This is a genomic window from Candidatus Deianiraea vastatrix, from assembly GCF_007993655.1.
Lineage (GTDB): Bacteria > Pseudomonadota > Alphaproteobacteria > Rickettsiales > Deianiraeaceae > Deianiraea > Deianiraea vastatrix.
Genome location: NZ_CP029077.1, coordinates 573,043 through 595,904, shown reverse-complemented (window position 1 = coordinate 595,904; position 22,862 = coordinate 573,043). Strand labels below are relative to the sequence as shown.

Here is a 22,862-nt window from a genome sequence, read left to right as displayed (position 1 = left end):
CTATCTTTTCCTTCTACCATTGTAGTGTTTTTTACCACTAAATTTATTATCATAAGTTTTTGATCTAGGATTGTAATTTTTTTTATTTTTCTTGCTAAATTTATCTTCTTTTTTCTTTGATTTAAAGATAGACGCAACTTTAAGTAAGCTTGATACCACAAGACCGATTTTTGTTTGAGATTTTCTGGAAGATTGTTTATTATTACGCTTTGCATTTGGTTCAAATCTATCTCTTTTTCCAACCCATCCGTTTACTCCGCCATGTAAGTCATCTATTTTTGACAGTCCATTAAATTTTGTAACATCAACAAAGGCATTTGATTCTTTATCAAGTCCTTTCATTATAAAGCTATCAAGTTTCATTTCAGGGTCTCCGATGATTGTAAACTCTATGCCATTTTGCTTACACAATTCACTAATTTTTTGCTTATTGTATGATGCGAAGCGTGATTCAACTTGAAAGCTTGTTTTAACTTCAAATTTAGTGTATTTTTTCTTAAATATTTCAAATTCAAGGCATTGATATAGTTCATCAAGCGTCATTTCAGGCATGAAAGACCTACCAGTTCCATTGCAATGATTGCACTTTAAGGTTGACGATTCCATAAATCCGGTTCTAAGTCTTTGGCGTGAAATTTCCATCAATCCAAAATGACTGATAGCGGTAAATTGCACTCTAGCTCTATCTTTTAATGATATAACATCCTTCATTTTTAGTTCAATTTTTTTACGATTTGAAACCTCTTCCATGTCTATGAAGTCAACAACTATAAGTCCGCCAATATCACGCAATCTAAGTTGATTTGCTATTTCAGAAACAGCTTCAAGATTTGTTTTAAGTGCTGTATTTTCAACATCTTTTTCGTTGACAAGTCTTCCAGAATTTACATCTATTGCAACCAAAGCTTCTGTATAATTAATTATTAAATAGCCGCCAGATGGAAGATTTACCCTATCTTTATATAAGTCATTTAATTTTTCAGTAATTCCGAATTTATCAAACAATGTTACATCTTTTGACCTATGTATCATCATGTGTTCTTTTTTGATATTCATTTTATCTGAAAGGCTAAGAACTAAATTTGCAATTTCTTCGCTATCTGTAACAACTTTTGCCTCTTTTGTTGTAACATCTCTGATTGATTGTATTATTCCAGATTCTGCCTCGCTAATTAGCCCAACTTTCATGATTTTTGTTTTTTCAATAACTTGATGCCAATGTTCGACAGCCAAGTCATAATCTTTCTTTAAATCTTGAACAGAAGCATCGCATGCTGCAGTTCTCACCACAAGCCCAAAATCTCCGTTGATGCCAAAGGTATCAATAGCATTGCGCAATCTTTGTCTTTCTTGTTGATCTGGAATTCTTTTTGAAACTCCATGTAATCTGCGATTATTTGGCGTAAAAACACAGTATTTTGTTGGAAATGTTATGTATGTTGTAACAGATGCACCTTTATTACCTCTTTCATCTCGAAAAACCTGAACAAGTAGATATTGACCAGTTTTGATAACATCTTGTATGAAAATTCTTTTTTTATCTTTTTTTTCATCTTCAGTAAACATCTCAGATTGCTTATTTTCGCTTTCATCAAGGGAAAATTCAATTTTATCAATCGCCGTTAGATCGTCAATACCTTCATCTTGTTCATTTAATTTATCTTCACTTTCCTTTGATGCCTCGGCCTGCTTTGTATAGAAGCCATGCAGTATTTCATTTAATGTTTTGGTGTTGTTATGATAATCTGAATGTATTTCAGAAAAAGGCAAAAATCCTGATTTTTCCTCGCCGTATTCAACAAAAGCAGCTTGCAAAGATGGCTCAACTCTAGTAACTTTTGCAAGATATATATTTGATTTAATAGATTTTGACGAAGATCCACCAAAGATAACATCATTTATAGCGTCATTTTTATCCAAAATAACAATTTTGTAGCTGGAAAGACTTCCAGATATAACAACTTTTTCCATATGTATTAGTAAAATAATTTATAAAATTTTGCTCAACCAAGTAAATGTTATTTTTATTAGCTATTTTCTGACAAAATATTGATAATCTCTTTTTAATCATCAGTAAAAATGAAATGTTTACAAAGTACATTAATGTAAAAAGCAAAAACAGCATACAATTTTATGAACAATAAACACTCGGTTAAATATCAAATAAAGTATATTTTTTAATTTTCAAGTTTTTTTTATTGAATTTTAAAAATATCTTGTTAGAGAACTTTTAGATTATATGAGATTGCTGTGGAAATATTTGAAAAATACAATTTACATGAGAATAAACTTGCAAACTGCATTAGGTGTCTTACGATGGACGCTATACACAAATCAAACTCAGGTCACCCTGGAATGCCAATGGGAATGGCAGATATAGCAACGGTTTTATTTAAGGAATTTATAAATTTTAATCCAAATGATGCAACATGGCAAAACAGAGATAGGTTTATTGTATCAAATGGCCATGGGTCAATGTTGCTTTATTCAATATTATATCTTACCGGATATAAAGGTATATCTATAGATGATATTAAAAATTTTAGACAACTTCATTCCAAAGCAACCGGTCACCCAGAGTCTAATTTATTAGAAGGTGTTGAGGTTTCAACAGGCCCTCTTGGACAGGGTCTTGCAAATGCAGTCGGTATTGCTCTTGCAATAAAAAATTCAAATACTTTACTAAGCTCAGACTTAACATCAAAAGTCTATTGCACAGTTGGAGATGGGTGTCTTATGGAAGGAATAAGTCAGGAAGCAATAACATTTGCATCTCACTACGGACTTGATAATTTAATAGTGATATTTGATAACAATTCTATATCAATAGATGGCAAAACAACCATATCCACTAGTGAAAATCAATCAGAAAGATTTAAAGCAGCAGGGTGGGATGTTATAGATATAGACGGACATAACATTGAGCAAATAAGAAATGCCTTTTCTGTGGCAAAAATATCATCAAGTCCAGTTTTTATTAATGCAAAGACTATTATAGGATTTGGCGACTTTGAAAATCAAGGAACACAGAAGGTTCATGGTTCACCAATTTCACAAGATGCTATAAATAATTTTAAAAAAGCTATATCGTGGAAAGAGCAGGAGTTTTCAATTCCACAAAACATGCTATCTGAATGGAGGAAGTTTTCAAACCGCTGCAAGGATTTGTATGAAAAAACGCAAAAAATATACGATAAAAATGTTAATAATGAGTCAATATCTTTATATACATCTTCGCTAAATAGTGTAAAAAATAAATTAGCAATACAAAGCCAAGAAATGTCAACTAGGCAGGCTTTAAATGTAATTTTATCAGTGGTTGAAAATGATAATATTTTTATTTATGGATCTGCAGATCTTGCAAGTTCAACTATGATTAAAACAAGCAAAAACCAAGATATAACAAAAAATTCTTTTCGAGGGAATTATATTAATTTTGGCATTCGCGAACATGCCATGGCAGCCATTGCAAATGGAATATCTATATTTGGTGATAAAATACCAATGATATCAACATTTCTTGTATTTTCTGATTACATGCGAGGTGCAATTCGAATGTCTGCATTAATGAAGCAAAAAGTGTTTTACGTATTCACTCATGACTCAATTTGCGTTGGGGAAGATGGACCAACCCATCAGCCAATTGAGCATGTATCTTCTTTGAGATTGATACCAAATTTACAGGTTTTTAGACCATCTTGCCAAGTGGAGCTTTGCGAATGTCTTTCCTTGGCAACTGAGTATCAAGGTCCATCTGCATTTATACTTTCAAGACAAAGTGTTAAGTTTGTTAGAAATTCAAAGGAAAATTCTGAAACAAATATGTCGAAAATGGGTGGGTATACAATATATAACTGCACAGATAGTCCAAAAATAACAATTATTGCAACGGGAAGTGAAGTTGGTCTCTCTGTGTCTATTGCAAAAACAATGCTTTTGAAGTACGGAATTCAGACCAATGTTGTTTCAATGCCGTGTATATCGATATTTGAAGAGCAAAGTAAAGATTATAAAGATAAAATTATCAATACCAAATCGATGAATGTTGCAATTGAATTTGGAAATGGAATATTTTTTGAGAAATACATTAAAAAAGATGGACTTCTTATAGATATAAAAAGCTTTGGAGAGTCTGGAAAGTGCGAAGATATCTTAGATTTTATAAAGCTAAAGGAAGATGATATAGTTCTAAGAATCTTGCAACACTATAAAAAGACTATACTGGAAATTGAGGAATAAGACATCTATCTTAAGAAAGATAGATGATAATAAAAATTTAATTACTATATAAATTTTTTTCTAAAGCAACATTCGTAAATTAGTGCAAGTATCAATGATCCAGGAATTAAAGCTAAAAAGAACATCTTAAAAATAAAACATTGCTATCGGTTAGCTATATTTTTTTATAAGTCAAGTAGTTTTTATTTATAAAATTTCTAAGACTAGCGCAGAAATTGCAATTTTAATTGAATCAAGTTAATATATAGTGCTATTTTTTGTTTTGCGTTCTTGCAAATTTAATTATTAGGAATTTATAAAATCCATTTCTTTTATTGTTCGATTTTTCCTGTATTCATCGACATTTTTGATATGCTCTTTGTAATCTTTGGCAAATTTATGAGCTTTTGAGCCATCTCCAATTGCAACGAAATATAAGAATTCTGTTTGCGGCGGGTTTGATGCGGCTATTATTGAAGATCTACCCGGGCATGAGATTGGCCCTTTTGGAAGTCCGAAGATTTTATATGTATTATAATATTTGCCATTTGCAATGTCTGCTTTTGTTATTTTTCTGCCAAAATTTGTCTCGCCGTTTGTGATTTCGTATATTATAGTTGGGTCAGTTTGAAGTTTCATTCCAATTTTTAAGCGATTTGTAAAAACAGATGCAACAAGAGGTCTTTCCTCTTCAACGCTTGTCTCTTTTTCAATGATTGATGCTAAAATTAGTAGCTCCTGCTTGGTTTTTAGCATTGGATTTTTATTTTCACGCCATGCTTTATCAAGAAAATCTGTCATGGATTCCTGCATTCTTTTTATTAATTTGTCTTTTGTTTCAAAGGATGTATAGCTGTAAGTTTCGGGCATTAGAGAGCCTTCTTGTATATTTTGTATTGATATTTGTTCTTTTAAATCGCTTTTTTCAATAATTTTTATCATTTGCTTTGCGGTCAAGCCTTCTGGAAAAGTTATTGTGCTAAAATGGTAGTTGTTGCTTGCCAAAAGTGAGCAAATATCGTAGTAATCCATGCCTTTTTTAATTTCAAAATCGCCTGCTTTTAAAATTAAAGTGCCACGAATTGAGAGAATTTTATTTGCAAATAAAAACAAGGTTTTACCAGTAATTACCTCATTTTTTTCAAGCTCCGTTGCTATTTGATGCATATTTTTCCCATTTTCAACCGAGATTATGAAATCTTTTTGTGCAAATTTCATCATTGGAAGTGTTAAAACTACACCGCATGCAATAAAAAAACTCAGCACTAATCCTATAATTTTTATAAATTGAAAAAAAAGTTGCTTTTTATTAAAACATAATTATTTATAAATCAAGACTAATTTTTTGATATGACAATTTCTCTTGAACCTTTACCCTATTTAAAGGATGCACTTTCTCCGTATATATCGGAAGAAACTGTAACCTTTCACCACGAAAAGCACCATGCGGCTTATGTAAATAACCTAAATAATCTAATTAAAGGCACGGAAATGGAGGCAAAAAGCCTAGAAGAAATTATAATGCTGAGCGCGGAAGATGCATCAAAAGCAGCAATTTTTAACAACGCAGCGCAGGTTTGGAATCACACCTTTTACTTTAAATGCATGCACCCAAATGGCGGTGATGAGCCGGCAAGCGAGTTGGTAAGCGAAATTGAGAAATATTTTGGGTCTTTTGATGAGTTTAAAAACCAATTTAAAACAGCCGCAACTACACAATTTGGCTCTGGATGGGCTTGGCTCGTCAAGGATAAAGATGGCAGTTTAAAGATTGTGAAAACACCAAATGCAGCAACGCCCATGACATCTGGTCAAAAACCTCTGCTTACAATTGATGTTTGGGAACACGCATATTACCTTGATTATCAAAACAGAAGAGTTGATTATATCGATGTTTTCTTGTCAAAACTTGCAAATTGGAGCTTTGTGCTTGAGAATTTAAAATAATTAAATTTGTTTGATATTTTTATGAAGATTGCAATTAACGGTTTCGGAAGAATTGGAAGATGCGTTTTCCGTGCTTATTTTGAAAACGAAAAATACAAAAACCTTGATATTTGCAAGGTAAATTCATCGCTTGACATGAAAACTTCTTTACACTTATTGCAATTTGATTCAATTTTTGGAAGATTTTCGAAAAAAATCGATATTTTGTCAGAAAACAAATGTAAAATAGAAGGCAAAACTATTGAGTTTATAAGCGAAAAAGATCCAGGTAAAATTAACTGGTCTGGTATTGATATAGTAATGGAATGCACAGGTGTTTTTACTGAAAAAAAGAAAGCTGAAATTCACATTTCATCTGGTGCAAAAAAGGTAATGATATCTGCGCCTGCAAAAGAAAAAGATGTCCCGACTATAGTCTACGGCATTAATAACCACGAATTAACACCCGATATTTCCGTTTTTTCAATAGGTTCTTGTACGACAAATTGCCTTGCACCAATTGCGAAAATTTTGGATGACGAATTTAAAATTGTAAATGGTTTCATGACAACAATTCACTCATACACTGGCGACCAAAACATAGTCGACGGAAGCCATAAAGACTTAAGAAGGGCGCGAGCCGCAGCTGTTTCCATGGTTCCAACATCAACTGGTGCCGCAAAAGCTTTATCACTAGTTCTTCCAAATCTTGAAGGCAAGCTTGATGGATCGGCAATTCGCGTTCCAACTCCAAATGTTTCAGTTGTGGATCTTGTTGTAAATGTTGAACACGAAACAAGTGTTGAGGCTGTAAATTCCGTCTTTAAAAAATATGCTCAAAATTCAATGAGTGAAATACTTGAAGTAGAGGAAAGACCTCTTGTTTCCTGCGATTTTGTAAAATCCGCATACAGTAGCAACTTTGACGCACTTGAAACAAAAGTTGTTGGGAAAAAATGCATCAGAGTTCTGGCTTGGTACGATAATGAATGGGGTTTTTCAAATAGAATGCTTGACCTTGCTTTATTGTGTAGGGCTTGAATACTTTAATTACTCACAAAATATTATTGATAAATTTTCTTATTCTAAAAAAGAATCCTTTAGTAAAACTCACAAAATGATAAATATTTGATTTTGAATGCGTAATAAAAATATTATTTTGCAACGTCGTGTTTTTGAAATTACTTTGTCAGTCAAGATTATACAGAATTATTCTTAATTTTAAATAATGAAAATAAAGATATTCTTTACTTTCATTTGCGTTAAACTAAATCTGAAGAAGATATATTCCCGTATTTACTATTAAATTTCTTAACATTTAAATCTTTTGAATTTGCAATATCCATAACGCCACTTTTCCAAGCTGAATGAGATTTTGGGCAAGTTTCAAGTTTAATTTCTTGTCCATCTTTGCCATAGGTTGAGTATGTTGAAATTTTGCATCCTTCAGTATCTATTAAAACAACTTTATGATAGGTTAAGCCGAAGTCTTGAAGTTTTCTTTTAACTTTCTTACCATCTTTTTGTTGCTTTGATGAAGCTTGAGGGGCTTTTTTTACATTTTTATCGGTTGCTTTGGACATACAAGAACACATGATTTACAAACAATATCTACTTTGTGAAAATAATTGTCAAGAAAAAAATTGCTTTTTATTTTTTCATACATATAAATAGAAAAAAGTATAGGTTTATGGCTGAAAATAAGAAAGAAAAAAAACCACGCAAGGCAAAAGTTGAAAAAGACGAGACTTTGGAGGATAAATCTTTTATTTCAACAACTTTTGGTCAAGAACAATTTGGTGCGCCTGTTGTTCCGGTAAGGGATATCGTTATGTTTCCTGGTACCATAGTCTCTCTTTTTATAGGTCGCAAAAAATCAATAAACGCAGTTTATGCCGCTTTAAAAAATGACAGAAACATTGTTTTTTCTATGCAATATGATTCCAGTAAAGATGAAGTTTCAGATGGCGATATGTCAAATATTGCTATTATTGGAACGATTTTGCAATGTATATCGCTTCCAGATGAAACGGTAAAGTTACTTGTTGACTCTAAAAGTAGAGTTCAAGTTAGTAAATATTACTTTGGCGACACTGTAACATGTGATTACAAGTTAATTAATACAGAAATAAAAGATGACGCAAAGGCTCAGGCTTTCTTGAGATCGATATTAAATTTATATGAAGTCTACCTATCTTTAAACAAAAAAGTACCACAAGATACGGTTAAAAACATTTCTGCTGCTCAAAACTTACCTTTAGCAGTTGATGTTGCAACATCATTTTTATCAATTGATGAAAGAAGAAAATTAGATATTTTATGTTTACTTGATTTTGAAAAAAGAATAGAAGAGGTTTTAAAAATCATTTCTTCTGAAATTGAAATATTAAAAGCTGAAAAAGCTTTGCATGACAGGGTTCGTTCGCAAATTGATAAAAATCAGCGAGAATATTTCCTAAACGAGCAAATGAAAATCATTAAAAAGGAGCTTGGCGATGTTGATGATTCTTTTGCCGTCTCTGAGAAATATCGAGAAATGATGAATAAAAATACCGGACTTTCACAGGAGGCAAGGGAAAAAATCGAAGATGAGATTAAAAAATTGCAAAATGTATCGGCAATGTCTTCAGAGGCTGGGATAATAAAGTCGTATCTTGACTTGGTTTTTGCACTGCCTTGGAAAAAATTCTCAACAAATGATGTAAAACTTTCCGATGCAATTGATATTTTAACAAGTTCTCACTATGGAATGGATAAAGCAAAAGATACAATTATAGAGTACATTGCAGTTCAAAAAAACTTGAAAAAGGCAAGCGGAACGGTTCTATGTTTACATGGCGCACCAGGTGTTGGAAAAACAACACTTGTTCGCTCAATTGCAAAAGCAATGGGCAGGGAGTATGTAAAGATTTCACTTGGAGGACTGCACGATGCCTCAGAGCTTTTTGGACATAGAAGGACATATATTGGCGCCCTTCCTGGAAAGATAATACAGGCAATGAAGAAAGCAAAAGTGTCAAATCCCGTTATATTACTTGATGAAATTGATAAAATGTCTTCTGATTATCGTGGAGACCCTGCATCTGCAATGCTTGAAATTTTAGATCCAGAGCAAAATAAATCATTTAACGACCATTATCTTGAAGTTGGTTACGATATATCAAATGTTGTGTTTGTTGCAACGGCAAATAGTCTTCAATTTTCCCAGCCACTTCGTGATAGAATGGAACTTATTCACATTCCAAGCTATCTTGAACAGGAAAAGCTTGAAATTGCAAAAAAATATATTGTAAAGAAAAAATTTGAAGAATGCGGTTTAAACTCGGAAAAATGTAGCTTTACAGATGATGCAATTTCTCACATTATTGATAAATACACTCGTGAAGCAGGTGTTCGCGAACTTGAGCGCTGCGTTGCAAAAATTGCAAGAAAAAATGTTGTCCAGTATTTGAAATCTCAAGATGTAAAACATGAAAATCCTGCAGAATTTGAGCTAAATACCGACAAAAAGAAGAAAAAAAGCGAAAAACCAGAATACTCAGTTGTAATCAACAAAGACGACATAAAGGGCTATCTTGGTGTTGAGAAATTTGAGCATTCAGAGCTTACAAATAAAGATATGGTTGGGGTTGTAAATGGGCTTGCTTACACAAGTGCTGGCGGCGATGTTCTGCTTATTGAAGGGGTAAAAACAAAAGGGAAGGGCACTTTAAAATGCACTGGTAGCCTTGGAAATGTAATGAAAGAATCTATGGAGGCGTGCTATAGTTACATTAGATCAAATACCGAAAAGTTTAATCTTAAACACGATTTTGACGCTTTTGACTTGCATATTCATGCACCAGAAGGAGCAACTCCAAAAGACGGGCCATCTGCGGGCGTTGCTATTTCAACGAATATTTTGTCAATAATGAGCGACATTCCAATTAAAAAAACCGTTGCAATGACTGGTGAAATGACACTTCGTGGAAGCGTTACCGCAATTGGCGGGCTTCGTGAAAAATTGACGGCTGCGGCGCGCGAAAAAATCACCGATGTCATAATACCTTTTGCAAATATAAAAGATCTTGAGGAAATTCCAGAAGATATTAAAAACAAATTGAAAATCCATCCATGTAAAACACTAGATGAAGCGGTTAGAATATCAATTGGTGATGAAATTTTTGCAACTGGTGATAAAAAGATAGAAAAAGAGGCTAAAAAAACTGAAAAACCAAAACAAGAAAAAAAGGAGGTAAAAAAAGTTGTAAAGAAGGTAGTAAAAAAAGAGGTAAAAGAAGTAAAAAACGAAGCAAAACAGCAACCTAAACTTGAGGAAAAAACCGAAAATCTTGATTTGTTTTAATGCAAGAACTTTTTGTCTATATTCACTGGCCATTTTGTAAATCTCTTTGTCCATATTGCGATTTTAATAGCTTTATTTACAGCTACGAGGACAGGAAAATTTTTGCTTCATCTTATGAAAAAGAAATTTTGCATTACAGCGAAAAAATTGCAAAAACCCATAAAGTAAAAACCATATTTTTTGGCGGAGGAACACCGTCTTTAATGGAAAAACATGAGGTTTTATCGATAATTTCGCTGATTAAAAACAATTTTATATGCGATGACGATATTGAAATTACGCTTGAGGCAAACCCATCTTCTTTTGAAGCCGAAAAATTTTCCGATTTTAAAGACGCTGGAGTAAACAGGGTTTCAATTGGAATTCAGTCTTTTGACGACTTTTTTTTAAAGCAAATAGGGCGAACTCATAGCAGTATTGATGCTGAAAATGCGGTAAAATCTGCGTGTAAAATATTTAAAAATGTCTCATTTGACTTGATGTTTGGGCTTCCAAAGCAGACTGTAGCGGACTTAAATCGTGACTTTGATTTTGCCCTAAATTCCTTTAGTCAATCGCATATTTCGGCTTACAATCTAACAATTGAAAAGGGTACGGATTTTTTTGCAATGGCGAAAAATAATCAACTTTCTCTGCCAAATACGGAAATTTTAGAGGAAATGTACGATATTGTTGGAAAAAAAATGGAAAACTTCGGTTTTAATCGATATGAGGTTTCAAATTATGCGAAAAACGGCTTTGAGTGCAGGCATAATCTTGGATATTGGCAGGTGAAGGACTATATTGGAATTGGCGCTGGCGCTCACGGTCGTGTTTTTATCGATGGCAGGCGTTTTGAGACGATGAATCACCATAAACCCTCAAAATGGTCAGAAATTGTGCAAAAAAATGGCATTGGAACGCAAAAATTTGAAGAAATAACGCATGAAAATCAAGTCTATGAAATCTTACTCATGTCTCTTCGGACAAAACTTGGAATTGATATAAAGGATATAAAAAATCGCTTAAAGATTGATATTTTTGACAATATTGATACAGAAAAACTTGATTTTCTAATAAAAAATAACCTTCTTTTAATGGAAAATGACAAAATTTACCCAAGTGATGACGGGCTAAAAATGGTAAATTATATTGTAAAACATTTAATTAAAAATTAGATAAAGTATTGATGTATTGTTAAATTCTAACACAAAATACTTGCTTTATTATTTACTATTTGCAATATTCCATCTTTGATATTTATTTCTTCGTTATTAATTTTTACTATTCCATTTTTTATAACATATATTATATCCTCGTGATTTTCAAGAATTTCAATTTCATCATCATTTTGAGTCACTAAAAAGCTGTTTGAGTTAAATTCTTTGATTGAGGTTGAAGTTTTAATGCATAATATCATAGATTTTATCTAATTTCCTCATTGTAAAAATAAAAATAAAAAAATCAACAAAATATTTGATTTATATTTTTTTTGTTTTACAATGGCTAAAGAGTTATTTTCTATCTTGTTTAAAGACTTTAAAGATAAAATTAAGCAGTTTATAAAAACTGGTGCAAACGAGCAAGTGCAGTCTGAGGTTATTGATGTTTTGAGTAATGAATTGGTTTCTCAGGGTGTTAATACTTTTGTTGTAAATGAAATTATAGCTCAAGTTAAGAAGAAAATATTGGCATGCAATATAAAAGATTTGATATGTTATGATGAAATGTTAAAAATTATTAAATCTGCATTGTCTGATGTAATGTATTTTATACTTGGCTATAAATCATCTGATATTATATTAGATGAATATAGTAGAAATGATATATTAATTATTGGCTCTCATGGCTGTGGAAAAACTTTGACATGTGTGAAGATTGCTAATAAATTTAGCAAAATTGGATACAAGGTTTGCGTTGCAAGTATAGATGACCAAAGAGATGGGGCACAAAAACAGCTTCGAATTTTAACTAAAGACACTGGTGTTAAGTCAATTTTGCTAAATGCAGAAAATCTATCACCTAGGCAAATGCTTGAGATGATTTATAAAAAATGTGAAAAATGTGATATTTTAATAATAGACACATTTGGCATAAGCTGCGATGAGGATTCTATTTTAAAGTTAAAAAATACAATATCTGGATTTCATTTTACAGAGCAATTATTAGTATGTGACAGTATGTATGGTAATTCATCAATTGACTTGGTCAAAAAAACCATGGAACATGTTGATATTACAGGTGTTTGCTTTACTAAATTTGATGCAAATGTTAATTTTGGATCTATTATAAATATCAAGACTGCATCTTTAAAGCCTATATATTATATAGCCGATGGCGAGTCTATAGATGATTTATCTTTGTTTAATTCTGAGAAATTTATTTCAAGGATATTGTTTGATTTAGATGTGTCAAGTTATCAAGATGATGTTTCAAATTTAGGCATGTCAATTTCTACATTTAGAGAGTTAAAATATTTGTTTAATACAAAAAATACAAATACAAATATATCGTTGGCAATAGATAAATTGTCAAATTTTATGACGCATTTTGAATTACACAAGCCAATAACCATGAGCTATGATAGGAAAAAAGAGATAGCAAATTTAGCTCAAATTCATGTAAAAATTTTTGAAAAATTAATTATTACGTTTGAGTCTATTAAAAATAGTACGTCTTTTTCAAAAACTGATATAAGTAAAGTTGAGTCAACTTTGTTGTATGAAGATTTAATTGTTAATGATTTTGTAAAAGTCTAATTTATATATGAACTATATTGATGATATTTACTCCAGGTTTCCAATAATTGATTTTCACGAGGATTTCATTTTGCGTCAGCCAACAATATTGCAAGAGGATTGTCTTTCTATAAAGGAGATTTATACAGATCCGTTGGTTATAAAATTTGTTCCAGATGATTGCATTCCTCATACAGACGAGGATATGAAAGAAGAGGCTAGGTATTATGCAAATTGTTATTTATTTAAAAAAAGTATTTATTGGTTTATTGCAGAAAAATCAACCAATAAGGCAGTTGGAACTTGTGGATTTCCATCTTGGGATAGGCATAATCAAAAAGCGGAATTGTCTTATAATATTATTGGAAAATATCATAATCGCGGAATAATGACAAAGGCAATAGGTATGGCGTTAAAGTATGCCTTTGAAGTTATGAAGGTTGTAAGAATTGATTCTCAGCTTGATCAAACCAACATAGCTTCAATTCGTGTTCTTGAGAAAAATGGAATGACGAAAGATGGAATATTGCCAAAATACAGGAGGTATAAAAACAATAGTCATGTTGATGTTTTAATGATGTCAATTACCGATGATGTATACTTTGGTTTGAAAAATAAAAAAAATATTTAAAAAAAACTTGATTATTAATAATCTTGCTGTATTATCATTATCGTGAGATTAAGTTATTTTTTATAAAGATGTTGAATTTTACTGGAGCAAACAACGAAATTATAAATACACTGGTTCCGATGGTAATTGAACAAACGGCCAGAGGTGAGCGTTCTTTTGACATATATTCTCGTCTTTTAAAAGAGAGGGTTGTTTTTATATCTGGTGGATTTCATGACGATATGTCAACACTAATAGTTGCACAGCTTTTATTTCTTGAGGCGGAAAATCCAGATAAGGATATATGGATGTATATTAATTCACCAGGTGGCGTTGTGACTTCTGCAATGGCAATTTATGATACAATGCAATTCATTAAACCAGATATTTGCACGGTTTGCATAGGTCAAGCTTGTTCGGCTGGGTCTTTAATTTTAACATCAGGTGCCGCAGGTAAGAGATATTCACTTCCAAATTCAAGAATTATGATTCACCAACCGTCAGGCGGATATTCTGGTCAAGCAACGGATATGGAAATTCACATGAAAGAAATGCTTAAAATAAAGCAAAAATTGAATAATATATATGTAAAGCACACAGGTCAAAAGCTTTCAATTGTTGAGGCTGCGATGGAGCGTGATAATTTCATGGGGCCGGATGATGCTCAAAAATTTGGAATTATAGACCATGTTATTGAAAATAGAGGTAGTTTAAAATTTTAATTTGTATATATGTCAGATCTTAAGAAACCAAGCGCGATTTTATACTGTTCCTTCTGTGGAAAAAGTCAAAAAGATGTTGTAAAGTTGATAGCTGGTCCAAATGTATTTATTTGCAATGAATGCGTTGATTTGTGTCATGAAATTATTAAAGAAGAGGCTGAAAAATCACTTGTAAAATCTGGCGATAAAATTGAAATCCCAACACCAGAAAAGATGAAGTCTATGCTTGATGAATACATTATAGGGCAAGATGATGCAAAAAAAGTTGTAACAGTTGCAGTTTATAATCATTATAAGCGTATAACAATGTCTATGCAGGAAAATTCACAATTTTCATCGGATATAAGAGATGTGAAGGTTTCTAAATCTAATGTTTTGGTTGTAGGGCCAACTGGTACCGGTAAAACATTAATTGCGCAAACTGTTGCAAAAATCATTAATGTTCCTTTTGCAATTTCCGATGCAACGACTTTAACAGAGGCAGGTTATGTTGGTGAAGATGTTGAAAATGTTGTTGTCAAATTGCTTCAAAATGCAGATTACGACATTCAAAAAACAGAAAAAGGTATTATATATATAGATGAAATTGATAAAATTGCTCGTAAAAGTGATGGACCTTCAATTACTCGTGATGTGTCAGGGGAGGGTGTTCAGCAGGCTCTTTTAAAAATTGTCGAAGGAACCGTTGTATCCGTTCCGCCACAAGGTGGTAGAAAACATCCAAATCAGGAATTTACACAGGTCAATACTGAGAATATTTTGTTTATTGTTGGTGGTGCTTTTGCTGGAATTGAGAAAACAGTTGCTGCGCGCGTTACGAAAAATTCGTCTATTGGATTTGGTGCAACAGTATTGAACAAAGATGACATGGATATAACTTCTGTTATGAAAAGTGTTGAAGTTGAAGATATTATAAAATATGGAATGATCCCAGAGTTTATCGGAAGATTTCCTGTAATTGTAAGCCTTCTTGATTTAACAGAAGAAGATCTTGTAAGAGTTCTTTCTGAGCCGAAAAACGCACTTATTAAGCAGTACAAGAAACTGTTTGCAATTGATAAAGTTGAATTAACATTTACACATGAATCTTTAATTGAAATAGCAAAACTTGCAAAAGAAAGAAAAACTGGTGCAAGAGGTCTGAGATCTATTATTGAAAATAGCTTAAGAAATGCAATGTACACTGTTCCTAGTAAAAAAGATATATCTGAAGTTGTAGTTGAAAGAGAGACTATACTTGGGCATTCAGAGCCACGAATGATATTGAAAAATACTGTTTTAAAAACTGTGAATAGCTCTGGCTCAAAGTCTGAGACTAAAGCTAAAAAATCTAGCGATTCGGATGATATTAGTCCATCTGAGAAAAAGATGAAAAAGATTGATTAAAAGATTTTATTATTAATTTTCTTAAACAAAACCGTATTTTATAGTCAGACAGATTATTCTTTTTTAAGCTTGCTTTCTATAATATCGCTAATTGCTGAATATCCAGCATAGCCACGAATTTTTATATCATCAATAATAATAGTTGGCGTAGATCTTATACTCAAGTTTTTAATGATAAAATTTTGCTCTTCTATAATTCTTTCCTCAAGTTTTGGATCTTCAACGCATTGTTTTATGTATTTTTTGTTTATTATATTTACAGATGAAAGGACTTTAATTAACTTTTCCATTGATTTATGTTTGTCTGAATTAATCCAAGACATTTGAGATGTGTATATTAGCATTGCTGCTTTCATTTTTTCTTCTGGCGTTCCAGGGGTGCAATATAATACCTTTGTTGCTTGAAAAGCAAGAACATCTCCAACTACAGATCTGTGAATAAATACTGCTTTTCCAGACTGTATATAATATTTGTAAATATTTGGAAATGCATTTTGAAAAAAACTTGAACAATGGTGACATGTGAACGAGCCGTATTTAATGATTGTTAATTTTGCATCTTTTTCGCCAATAAAAATGTCTTTATCGGGATTTAGTTTAACTGCGTCTAAAAATCCTTGATCTGTAATTTGAACATATTCTTGTTTTGCAATATCTGCCTTCTTTTTACTTATCGCTTTTGCAAATATTGATGCAAAAATTAGTCCAAGTAGAAAAAATACTGAGATGATAATAATTTTTTTTGATTTACGAATAATGCCCATGGTAACTAAAAATACATTGAAACACCAGCATAAACTGCGTCTAATTTTTTATTATCCATAATTTCAATTTTTCTATCCAATCTGTAATATCCAACCCTTGCGGCAAATGTTCCGATTATACTTGCTTCAAGCCCTATGCCATATTTTTTTGCATTATGATTTTCAACACCAGATGCAAGGTTTAGATTTTTTACAGAATACAAATCTAAATATATCGCCTGTGCATTTATCTTTGAAAATCCATAAGATGCGTATCCATCTATTGAAAATATTGGTGTTGATATTATTGGTAGAAATATTTTTCCCTCTACATAAGATTGTTTGAAATTTAGATCTGTTGATAGATATGGGTCTGTAAATCTGCTTAGTATTCTTGAGTATCCAGTTTCTATTCCAAAGTATCTAAATAGTCGTAATCCTGCATATACGTTACTACTTTTGAATTTAAATGCATCTGATGCAATGTCTGAATTATGTCTTGAATAACCATTAAATTTTGGATAAATATAATCATATCCAATGTTTAATGTTGCAATTGAGCTAAATGGATTAAATATTGATGCCTGTGCAATATTTTGTAAAAAGACAAGGAAAATACTTAAGAAAATAAATATCGCTTTCATATCTTTATATTAAGTTGATAAATTGGATATTGCAATTATTTTAAAATCAAGTTTTTTTTATTACACAATCAACACGGGTCTTTGTGTATTATAATTTCGCAATTTGGGATTTTTTCTGTGATTTTTTGCTCAATTTCTTCACAAATTTCATGTGCGGTAAAAAGTGTTAAATCGCCTTTCATTTCGATGTGGATTTGGATAAAACTCATTTGCCCAGATCTGCGTGTCTTAAAATCATGAAAACCTTTAATGCGATTTTCCGCTTGAATTATCGCAATTATTTCGTCTTGTTCCTGCCTTGAAATTTCGCGACCCATAAGGTTGTTAAAAGCGGATTTTCCAAGCTCAAATGCTGAGTATATAATATATACTGCTATGCAAATTGCAACAATTGAGTCAATTGCGTAAAAATGCGTGAATTTCAGGATAAAAAGTGAAGCAATTATGCCGATATTCATGAGCACATCTGTCTTATAGTGAAGGCAATCTGCACTAATTACTAGTGATTTTGTTTTAGAAATCGTATATTTTTGCAATAAAACAAGGCAAATTGTCATGAAAAGCGATAAAAGCATTGTATACATCGAGACTTTTTCAAATGTTATGACCTTGTGATTTACGATATTCATGCTTGCTTGATAAATAATCAAAATTCCGGATATAAATATAATCATTGCCTGTATGAATGAGGCTATATCTTCAATTGCACTGTGCCCAAATTTGTGGTCTTCATCTTTTGGTTTTGCGGCGTAAAATATTGCAACACAATTAATTAGCGATGTTAGAAGATCAAGGCTTGAGTCAACAAGAGATGATAAAATAGCAATTGAGTGACTAAAATGATAGGTTAAAATTTTAGCTATGATAAGGCTAGTGCTTACAAAAATTGCAGCAATTGAAGTGTATTTGATAAGATTCATTTAATTATCTAATTAAAACCTAAATGTCATTACACATCCTTTAATTGTAGAGCCGTGAATATATTTTACTGGTACTGCTGTAGTTCCTGTGAACTGAGATTGTTGAGTTGCGGCGCTGTATAAAACTCCAATATTATTGCATTTTGATCCAGCTGAAGATGAAACTTGATATCCGTCGCCAACAACTATAGATCTTGGCCCATAAGGAAAACCATCATCGATTTTTTGATCAACGATAAATGCAAGACTTGGTGAAACGGCACTTATGTCACCTGATGCGTTTGTTAAATCTAGGTACCCAGCATAAGTTGCGCTTCCCCATTTATAAAGAGTTAATTTTGGCATTCCTGACCACATTGTGTTATACACTCCGTATGTTGAATTATATATTGCACTACCATATGGAACTGTGTAGCTTGGTGCTCCTTGATTTGCTAAATCTAATGAGAATGTCCATGCAAGATTTGAGTCAAAAGATGACTCTGGCAACATATTGTTTCCAACTAGGTAATTGTAAGAAAGTGTTTGTATTCCAACCCCATTTAAACTTTTGGTGTAATTAATTGAAGAATCTTTTAAAATTCCCGATACGCCAAGTTCAAGCCATGTTAATGTTGATTTTACACTACCAATTATGCCGTTTCCAGATTGACCATAGTGGGTTGTGTTGTTGTAATTTGTTTCTGTATATAGAGTGTCAGCTTTTACAGATGCGTTTGCAAGAGGTCCTGTGAGTGAACTATAAGAGACATCTCCTGGCCAATATGAGAAAGAAGATTGAAAGCTTTTTATTGCCGTGGATAATCTATTGTAATCGTATATAATGCGCGATGCTTTATATTGTTGTAATATTGTTTGGGTTAAGGTTAAAATTGTAAGAAGACCTGTTAAAATTAACAAAAACAGTAGAACTGGTATTAATAAATTACCTTTTTTTCTTAATTTTCTCATTCTTTGTATATATATTGATTAGATGTTAATATGATTGATATAATTGTCAATAAAAACCTTATTTAATATTTATAAAGTTATTTTATAAATACTGAATTTAGTAATAAAATCCTCTTATTTACCTATTAAAGATTGAAAAATTTTACTACACAACTTTCACGATATATTTAATAAAAGTGATTATACCTTTTTAAAGAAATTTAATTGAGTAAGTGTGTATAAATTGACTTTTGTTAAGCGAAAGATTTTACTTTTAAAGCATTTTAACGTTGTCATCTCTTACCTTCTGTCATGTTATACTTTGATAATTTTTTGGAAATTCAATTTATACCAGACTGCTGGAGTTTGGTTATGATATATTTAAAAATAAAAATTATTGCTTTTTATTTTTTTATATTTTAAAAACACATATGATGTAGTCCTTGCAATGTCTTTAAACTATAAAAAAATTAATTTTCAATTAATTGGTGATACAAGGGGCTCATTGGTTTCATTAGAAGGTAATAAAAACATTCCATTTGATATAAAAAGGGTTTATTATGTTTTTATACAAAAATTGATATTCACAGAGGATTTCATGCTCATACAAAATTAGAACAGGTAATTATTTGCGTTTCTGGTTCATGTGATATTCTTCTTGACAATGGGGCTAAAAAAGATACAATAAAATTAGATAAAAAATATCAAGGGCTTTATGTTGGCACAATGATTTGGAGGGAAATGTTTAATTTTTCGCAAGATTGCGTGTTAATGGTTTTGGCGAGTGATTATTATGATGAAAGTGAGTATGTTAGAAATTACGAAGAATTTTTAAAATTAGTTAATGTATAATTTTTATGATGAAATTTAATAATAAAAAATCGATGGTAGGGCAAAAAATACTAAGTGGAGTAGGATATGGCTCGATGGGGTGTTCAATTCCATATGCTATTGGTGCATGTTATGCAGCTGAAAACAAAAAGCAAATTATCTCTTTTAGTGGAGATGGCGGTTTTCAAATGAATATGCAGGAATTGATGCTCATTGCTGATAAGAATTTAAATATAAAAATTATTATATTTAACAATAATGGCTTAGGTCTTATTAGGGAATCTCAAGATAGGTACATGAATTCTAGATATTTTGGTACAAATGAGAAGTATGTCAAATGTCCACAGATGGATATATTATCAAAAGCATATGGTTTATCTTACGTCAAGATAAAAAAAATTGAAGATTGCAAAACAATAAAAGATTTATTTAATGATAACAAGTCTTGTATAATTGAAGTAATTGTTGATTCTTCTCAAAGAATGTATAAATTATTTTGTTATAATATAATCCGGATAAAGTTTATAATAATTTAAGTGAGTTTTGTAAAGATGTATGTTAAAGCTAGTCTATATAGGAAATCAAGTTGATATCTTGAATTATTTGTATCTAAATTTTGATTTAGATTTTGTTTTTATAGAAAATAATGCTAGAAATATAGATGTTCTGCAATATTGTAAAGATAAAAATATTAAATATGCAATTTGCAAAAAATCTTCAGATTTAGCAAACTATTGCGAACAAAATAATATAACAATAGATTTATGTTTTTGTTGTTATTTGGGTATTATATTGAAAGAAGATTTTATTAAAACTCACAATTTGTTGTTAACAACGCTGATTCTGAATATCTTGCAATTATAGCTGGTGATGATGTAATGCATGTAGATAGAGTTAAAAAATGTTATGAATTCATGGAGCAAAATCCTGATTGCGATATGGTTTATACATATGTTGACATTATCGATGGAGATACTAAAACAATCCCCAATGCCATGACATCGATTTTTAATCAAAATAAAACTCCATCGGATATGTTGAGATATTTTTTCTATAATGGAAATTTCATATGCGCAGCAAGTTTGATGATAAAAAAAGATGTTTATAGAAAGATACATTTTAATCCATGTTTGTTGCAGCTACAAGATTTTGACATGTGGGTAAAAATGTTGCTGAGTGGATTTAAAATAATGTGTTTACCTGAGAAATTAACGCATTATAGAATTCACGGAAACAATTTGTCATTGCAAAAAGATAGGAAGAAAAAAATAGAATTGTTTTCGAGGGATCAATTTGAACACACTAAAGTGTTATTAAATTTTACTGATTACATTAAGACTGTAGAGCAATTTGAAGAAATATTTCAAAAAACAGTTCCACATAACAAGCTGATATCATTTGCAATTGCGCAAGAGGCTTTGTTGATAAGGCGTAGACCATATTATCTATTTGCATTAGATGTTATTTATAATGAAATGCTAGATCCTGTAAAAAAAGAAATGATTTACGAATATTACAAATTTGAAATGAAAGATTTTTATACATTATGTAATAATTTTATTGAAAAAGACAGTACTTTTAATATTGTTTGCGAATTAGTAAGAAAAATAAAAAAATTGTTTTTACATTAATTATATGCAGATCCCCTTTCTTCACCTACAACAAATCAACCTTCAATACAAAGAAGAAATTTTTGAAGCAATGCAAACAGTATTGAGTTCAGGTCATTATATACTTGGTCAAGAAGTTGAAAAATTTGAACAAGAATTTGCACAGTTTTGTGGAACGAAATATGCAATTGGTGTTGATAACGGACTAAATGCATTATCATTGAGTTTAAAAGCTCTAGATATTGGTCAAGATGATGAAGTTATTGTTCCATCAAATACATATATAGCATCAGCTTTGTCTGTGTCTCATATTGGCGCAAAACCTGTATTTGTAGAATGTGATATAAATACTTATAATATTGATATAAAAAAAATTGAATCTGCAATTACAAAAAATACAAAAGCTATAATGCCAGTTCATTTGTATGGCAAACTTTGTGAAATGGATGAAATTATAAAAATAGCAAATAAATATGGACTTTTTATAATTGAAGACTGTGCTCAAGCTCATGGTGCGATGGACGAAAATGGCAAAAAAGCTGGATCTTTTGGTATTGCAAATGGATTTAGTTTTTACCCTGGAAAAAACTTAGGGGCAATTGGAGATGGCGGCTGCATAACAACAAATGATGAAAATTTGGCTAAACAATTGAAGACTCTTAGAAATTATGGCTCGCAAAGAAAGTATTATAATGAAGATATTGGTTACAATGCAAGACTTGATGAACTGCAAGCAGCAATTTTACGTGTAAAACTTAAATATTTAAACCAAGAAAATCAAAGAAGGCAACAAATTGCAAAATTTTATTGCGACAGTATTAAAAATGATCAAATTATTTTACCTAAATTGAACGACAAAAATCTGCATGATAGTGTTTGGCATCTGTTTGTTGTTCGTGCGAAAAATCGTGATAAATTGCAAAAGCATCTTGAAGAAAGTGGAATTCAAACATTGATTCATTATCCATTGCCAGCTTACAAACAAGAATGTTATAAAGAATTTAATCATTTAAATTTTGAATGTGATTATATTCATAACGAAATTCTATCTATCCCAATTTCATCTGTTATGAAGGATGAGGAAGTTGAGTATGTAATAAAAATATTAAATGAATATTGAAGATTTTTTATTTCGTTAGGAAGTTTTGTAACAAATCTTATAAAATCTGTTTATGTTTTTATAAAATATAGGTGACTATCTTAAAACGTAAAAATTTCAAAAACAATTGATAAAAGGGAGATAATGAAGTATAATTATTA

General features: G+C 31.2%; 19 protein-coding genes and 2 pseudogenes. 13 read left to right on the top strand and 8 right to left on the bottom strand.

Features of this window, described 5'->3' with window-relative positions; all coding sequences use genetic code 11:
* Positions 1-1,971, bottom strand: coding sequence for an Rne/Rng family ribonuclease (locus deia_RS02865; RefSeq protein ID WP_146820659.1), 1,971 nt, complete (start codon positions 1,969-1,971; stop codon positions 1-3).
* Positions 1,972-2,250: 279 nt separating this feature from the next.
* Between deia_RS02865 and tkt the strand changes: the two genes are divergently transcribed.
* The gene (gene tkt, locus deia_RS02860) at positions 2,251-4,239 is read left to right on the top strand and encodes a transketolase (RefSeq protein WP_146820658.1); all 1,989 of its coding nucleotides are present in this window, start codon (positions 2,251-2,253) and stop codon (positions 4,237-4,239) included.
* Positions 4,240-4,524: 285 nt separating this feature from the next.
* On the opposite strand, the gene mltG is transcribed toward tkt, so the two are convergent.
* Positions 4,525-5,484, bottom strand: coding sequence for an endolytic transglycosylase MltG (gene mltG / locus deia_RS02855; RefSeq protein WP_146820657.1), 960 nt, complete (start codon positions 5,482-5,484; stop codon positions 4,525-4,527).
* 84 nt (positions 5,485-5,568) lie between these two features.
* On the opposite strand from mltG, the gene deia_RS02850 reads away from it, so the two are divergent.
* Both deia_RS02850 and gap read left to right on the top strand, forming a co-directional pair.
* Positions 5,569-6,165, top strand: coding sequence for a superoxide dismutase (locus deia_RS02850; RefSeq protein WP_146820656.1), 597 nt, complete (start codon positions 5,569-5,571; stop codon positions 6,163-6,165).
* 21 nt (positions 6,166-6,186) lie between these two features.
* A complete protein-coding gene (gene gap / locus deia_RS02845; RefSeq protein WP_281284147.1) occupies positions 6,187-7,185 on the top strand; it encodes a type I glyceraldehyde-3-phosphate dehydrogenase in 999 nt (332 codons plus the stop codon).
* Positions 7,186-7,406: 221 nt separating this feature from the next.
* On the opposite strand, the gene deia_RS02840 is transcribed toward gap, so the two are convergent.
* Positions 7,407-7,727, bottom strand: a complete 321-nt coding sequence (locus tag deia_RS02840) for a 50S ribosomal protein L31 (protein WP_161982825.1) — start codon at positions 7,725-7,727, stop codon at positions 7,407-7,409.
* Between the two features lie 107 nt (positions 7,728-7,834).
* On the opposite strand from deia_RS02840, the gene lon reads away from it, so the two are divergent.
* Positions 7,835-10,489, top strand: a complete 2,655-nt coding sequence (lon, locus tag deia_RS02835; RefSeq protein WP_146820654.1) for an endopeptidase La — start codon at positions 7,835-7,837, stop codon at positions 10,487-10,489.
* Entirely contained in the window at positions 10,489-11,646 is a 1,158-nt protein-coding gene (hemW, locus tag deia_RS02830) for a radical SAM family heme chaperone HemW (RefSeq protein WP_146820653.1), read from the top strand. Before lon ends, hemW begins: the two co-directional genes overlap by 1 nt.
* Before the next feature lie 26 nt (positions 11,647-11,672).
* Here hemW and deia_RS02825 read toward each other — a convergent pair whose 3' ends face one another.
* Entirely contained in the window at positions 11,673-11,888 is a 216-nt protein-coding gene (locus tag deia_RS02825) for a hypothetical protein (protein ID WP_146820652.1), read from the bottom strand.
* Between the two features lie 82 nt (positions 11,889-11,970).
* Between deia_RS02825 and deia_RS02820 the strand changes: the two genes are divergently transcribed.
* From deia_RS02820 to clpX, 4 genes are all read left to right on the top strand, one after another.
* Positions 11,971-13,227: a hypothetical protein gene (locus deia_RS02820; RefSeq protein ID WP_146820651.1), complete on the top strand. Its 1,257-nt coding sequence runs from the start codon at positions 11,971-11,973 to the stop codon at positions 13,225-13,227.
* Between the two features lie 7 nt (positions 13,228-13,234).
* On the top strand, positions 13,235-13,837 hold the full coding sequence (locus tag deia_RS02815; RefSeq protein ID WP_146820650.1) for a GNAT family N-acetyltransferase: 603 nt from the start codon (positions 13,235-13,237) through the stop codon (positions 13,835-13,837).
* A 68-nt stretch (positions 13,838-13,905) separates the two neighbouring features.
* The gene (locus deia_RS02810) at positions 13,906-14,538 is read left to right on the top strand and encodes an ATP-dependent Clp protease proteolytic subunit (protein ID WP_146820649.1); all 633 of its coding nucleotides are present in this window, start codon (positions 13,906-13,908) and stop codon (positions 14,536-14,538) included.
* Between the two features lie 9 nt (positions 14,539-14,547).
* Positions 14,548-15,924 (top strand): ATP-dependent Clp protease ATP-binding subunit ClpX, encoded by a 1,377-nt coding sequence (clpX, locus tag deia_RS02805; protein ID WP_146820648.1) that lies wholly within the window; start codon positions 14,548-14,550, stop codon positions 15,922-15,924.
* A 53-nt stretch (positions 15,925-15,977) separates the two neighbouring features.
* On the opposite strand, the gene deia_RS02800 is transcribed toward clpX, so the two are convergent.
* The 4 genes from deia_RS02800 to deia_RS02785 all read right to left on the bottom strand — a co-directional run bounded on the left by deia_RS02800 (position 15,978) and on the right by deia_RS02785 (position 19,182).
* Positions 15,978-16,688, bottom strand: a complete 711-nt coding sequence (locus tag deia_RS02800) for a thioredoxin domain-containing protein (protein ID WP_146820647.1) — start codon at positions 16,686-16,688, stop codon at positions 15,978-15,980.
* A gap of 5 nt (positions 16,689-16,693) precedes the next feature.
* Positions 16,694-17,311 (bottom strand): hypothetical protein, encoded by a 618-nt coding sequence (locus tag deia_RS02795; protein WP_146820646.1) that lies wholly within the window; start codon positions 17,309-17,311, stop codon positions 16,694-16,696.
* A gap of 68 nt (positions 17,312-17,379) precedes the next feature.
* A complete protein-coding gene (locus deia_RS02790; RefSeq protein WP_146820645.1) occupies positions 17,380-18,231 on the bottom strand; it encodes a cation diffusion facilitator family transporter in 852 nt (283 codons plus the stop codon).
* Between the two features lie 12 nt (positions 18,232-18,243).
* Positions 18,244-19,182 carry a hypothetical protein gene (locus deia_RS02785; protein WP_146820644.1) on the bottom strand — a complete coding sequence of 313 codons (939 nt, stop codon included), beginning with the start codon at positions 19,180-19,182 and terminating at the stop codon, positions 18,244-18,246.
* A gap of 427 nt (positions 19,183-19,609) precedes the next feature.
* Here deia_RS02785 and deia_RS02780 point away from each other — a divergent pair.
* The 4 genes and pseudogenes from deia_RS02780 (at position 19,610) to deia_RS02765 (ending at position 22,722) form a co-directional block, all read left to right on the top strand.
* Positions 19,610-20,013 (top strand): annotated as a pseudogene (locus deia_RS02780) (sugar 3,4-ketoisomerase).
* Between the two features lie 5 nt (positions 20,014-20,018).
* Positions 20,019-20,528, top strand: coding sequence for a thiamine pyrophosphate-dependent enzyme (locus deia_RS02775; RefSeq protein ID WP_146820643.1), 510 nt, complete (start codon positions 20,019-20,021; stop codon positions 20,526-20,528).
* 300 nt (positions 20,529-20,828) lie between these two features.
* A pseudogene (locus deia_RS02770) lies at positions 20,829-21,623 on the top strand (glycosyltransferase family 2 protein); the annotation flags it as partial.
* Positions 21,624-21,627: 4 nt separating this feature from the next.
* Positions 21,628-22,722, top strand: a complete 1,095-nt coding sequence (locus deia_RS02765; protein WP_146820641.1) for a DegT/DnrJ/EryC1/StrS family aminotransferase — start codon at positions 21,628-21,630, stop codon at positions 22,720-22,722.
* The last annotated feature ends 140 nt before the right edge of the window (positions 22,723-22,862 follow it).

Coding starts and splice junctions, on each gene's coding strand:
- deia_RS02865 (WP_146820659.1), bottom strand. CDS start 1,971: ATGGAAAAAGTTGTTATATCTGGAAGTCTTTCCAGCTACAAAATTGTT.
- deia_RS02850 (WP_146820656.1), top strand. CDS start 5,569: ATGACAATTTCTCTTGAACCTTTACCCTATTTAAAGGATGCACTTTCT.
- gap (WP_281284147.1), top strand. CDS start 6,187: ATGAAGATTGCAATTAACGGTTTCGGAAGAATTGGAAGATGCGTTTTC.
- deia_RS02840 (WP_161982825.1), bottom strand. CDS start 7,727: ATGTCCAAAGCAACCGATAAAAATGTAAAAAAAGCCCCTCAAGCTTCA.
- lon (WP_146820654.1), top strand. CDS start 7,835: ATGGCTGAAAATAAGAAAGAAAAAAAACCACGCAAGGCAAAAGTTGAA.
- hemW (WP_146820653.1), top strand. CDS start 10,489: ATGCAAGAACTTTTTGTCTATATTCACTGGCCATTTTGTAAATCTCTT.
- deia_RS02825 (WP_146820652.1), bottom strand. CDS start 11,888: ATGATATTATGCATTAAAACTTCAACCTCAATCAAAGAATTTAACTCA.
- deia_RS02820 (WP_146820651.1), top strand. CDS start 11,971: ATGGCTAAAGAGTTATTTTCTATCTTGTTTAAAGACTTTAAAGATAAA.
- deia_RS02815 (WP_146820650.1), top strand. CDS start 13,235: ATGAACTATATTGATGATATTTACTCCAGGTTTCCAATAATTGATTTT.
- deia_RS02810 (WP_146820649.1), top strand. CDS start 13,906: ATGTTGAATTTTACTGGAGCAAACAACGAAATTATAAATACACTGGTT.
- clpX (WP_146820648.1), top strand. CDS start 14,548: ATGTCAGATCTTAAGAAACCAAGCGCGATTTTATACTGTTCCTTCTGT.
- deia_RS02800 (WP_146820647.1), bottom strand. CDS start 16,688: ATGGGCATTATTCGTAAATCAAAAAAAATTATTATCATCTCAGTATTT.
- deia_RS02795 (WP_146820646.1), bottom strand. CDS start 17,311: ATGAAAGCGATATTTATTTTCTTAAGTATTTTCCTTGTCTTTTTACAA.
- deia_RS02790 (WP_146820645.1), bottom strand. CDS start 18,231: ATGAATCTTATCAAATACACTTCAATTGCTGCAATTTTTGTAAGCACT.
- deia_RS02785 (WP_146820644.1), bottom strand. CDS start 19,182: ATGAGAAAATTAAGAAAAAAAGGTAATTTATTAATACCAGTTCTACTG.
- deia_RS02775 (WP_146820643.1), top strand. CDS start 20,019: ATGATGAAATTTAATAATAAAAAATCGATGGTAGGGCAAAAAATACTA.
- deia_RS02765 (WP_146820641.1), top strand. CDS start 21,628: ATGCAGATCCCCTTTCTTCACCTACAACAAATCAACCTTCAATACAAA.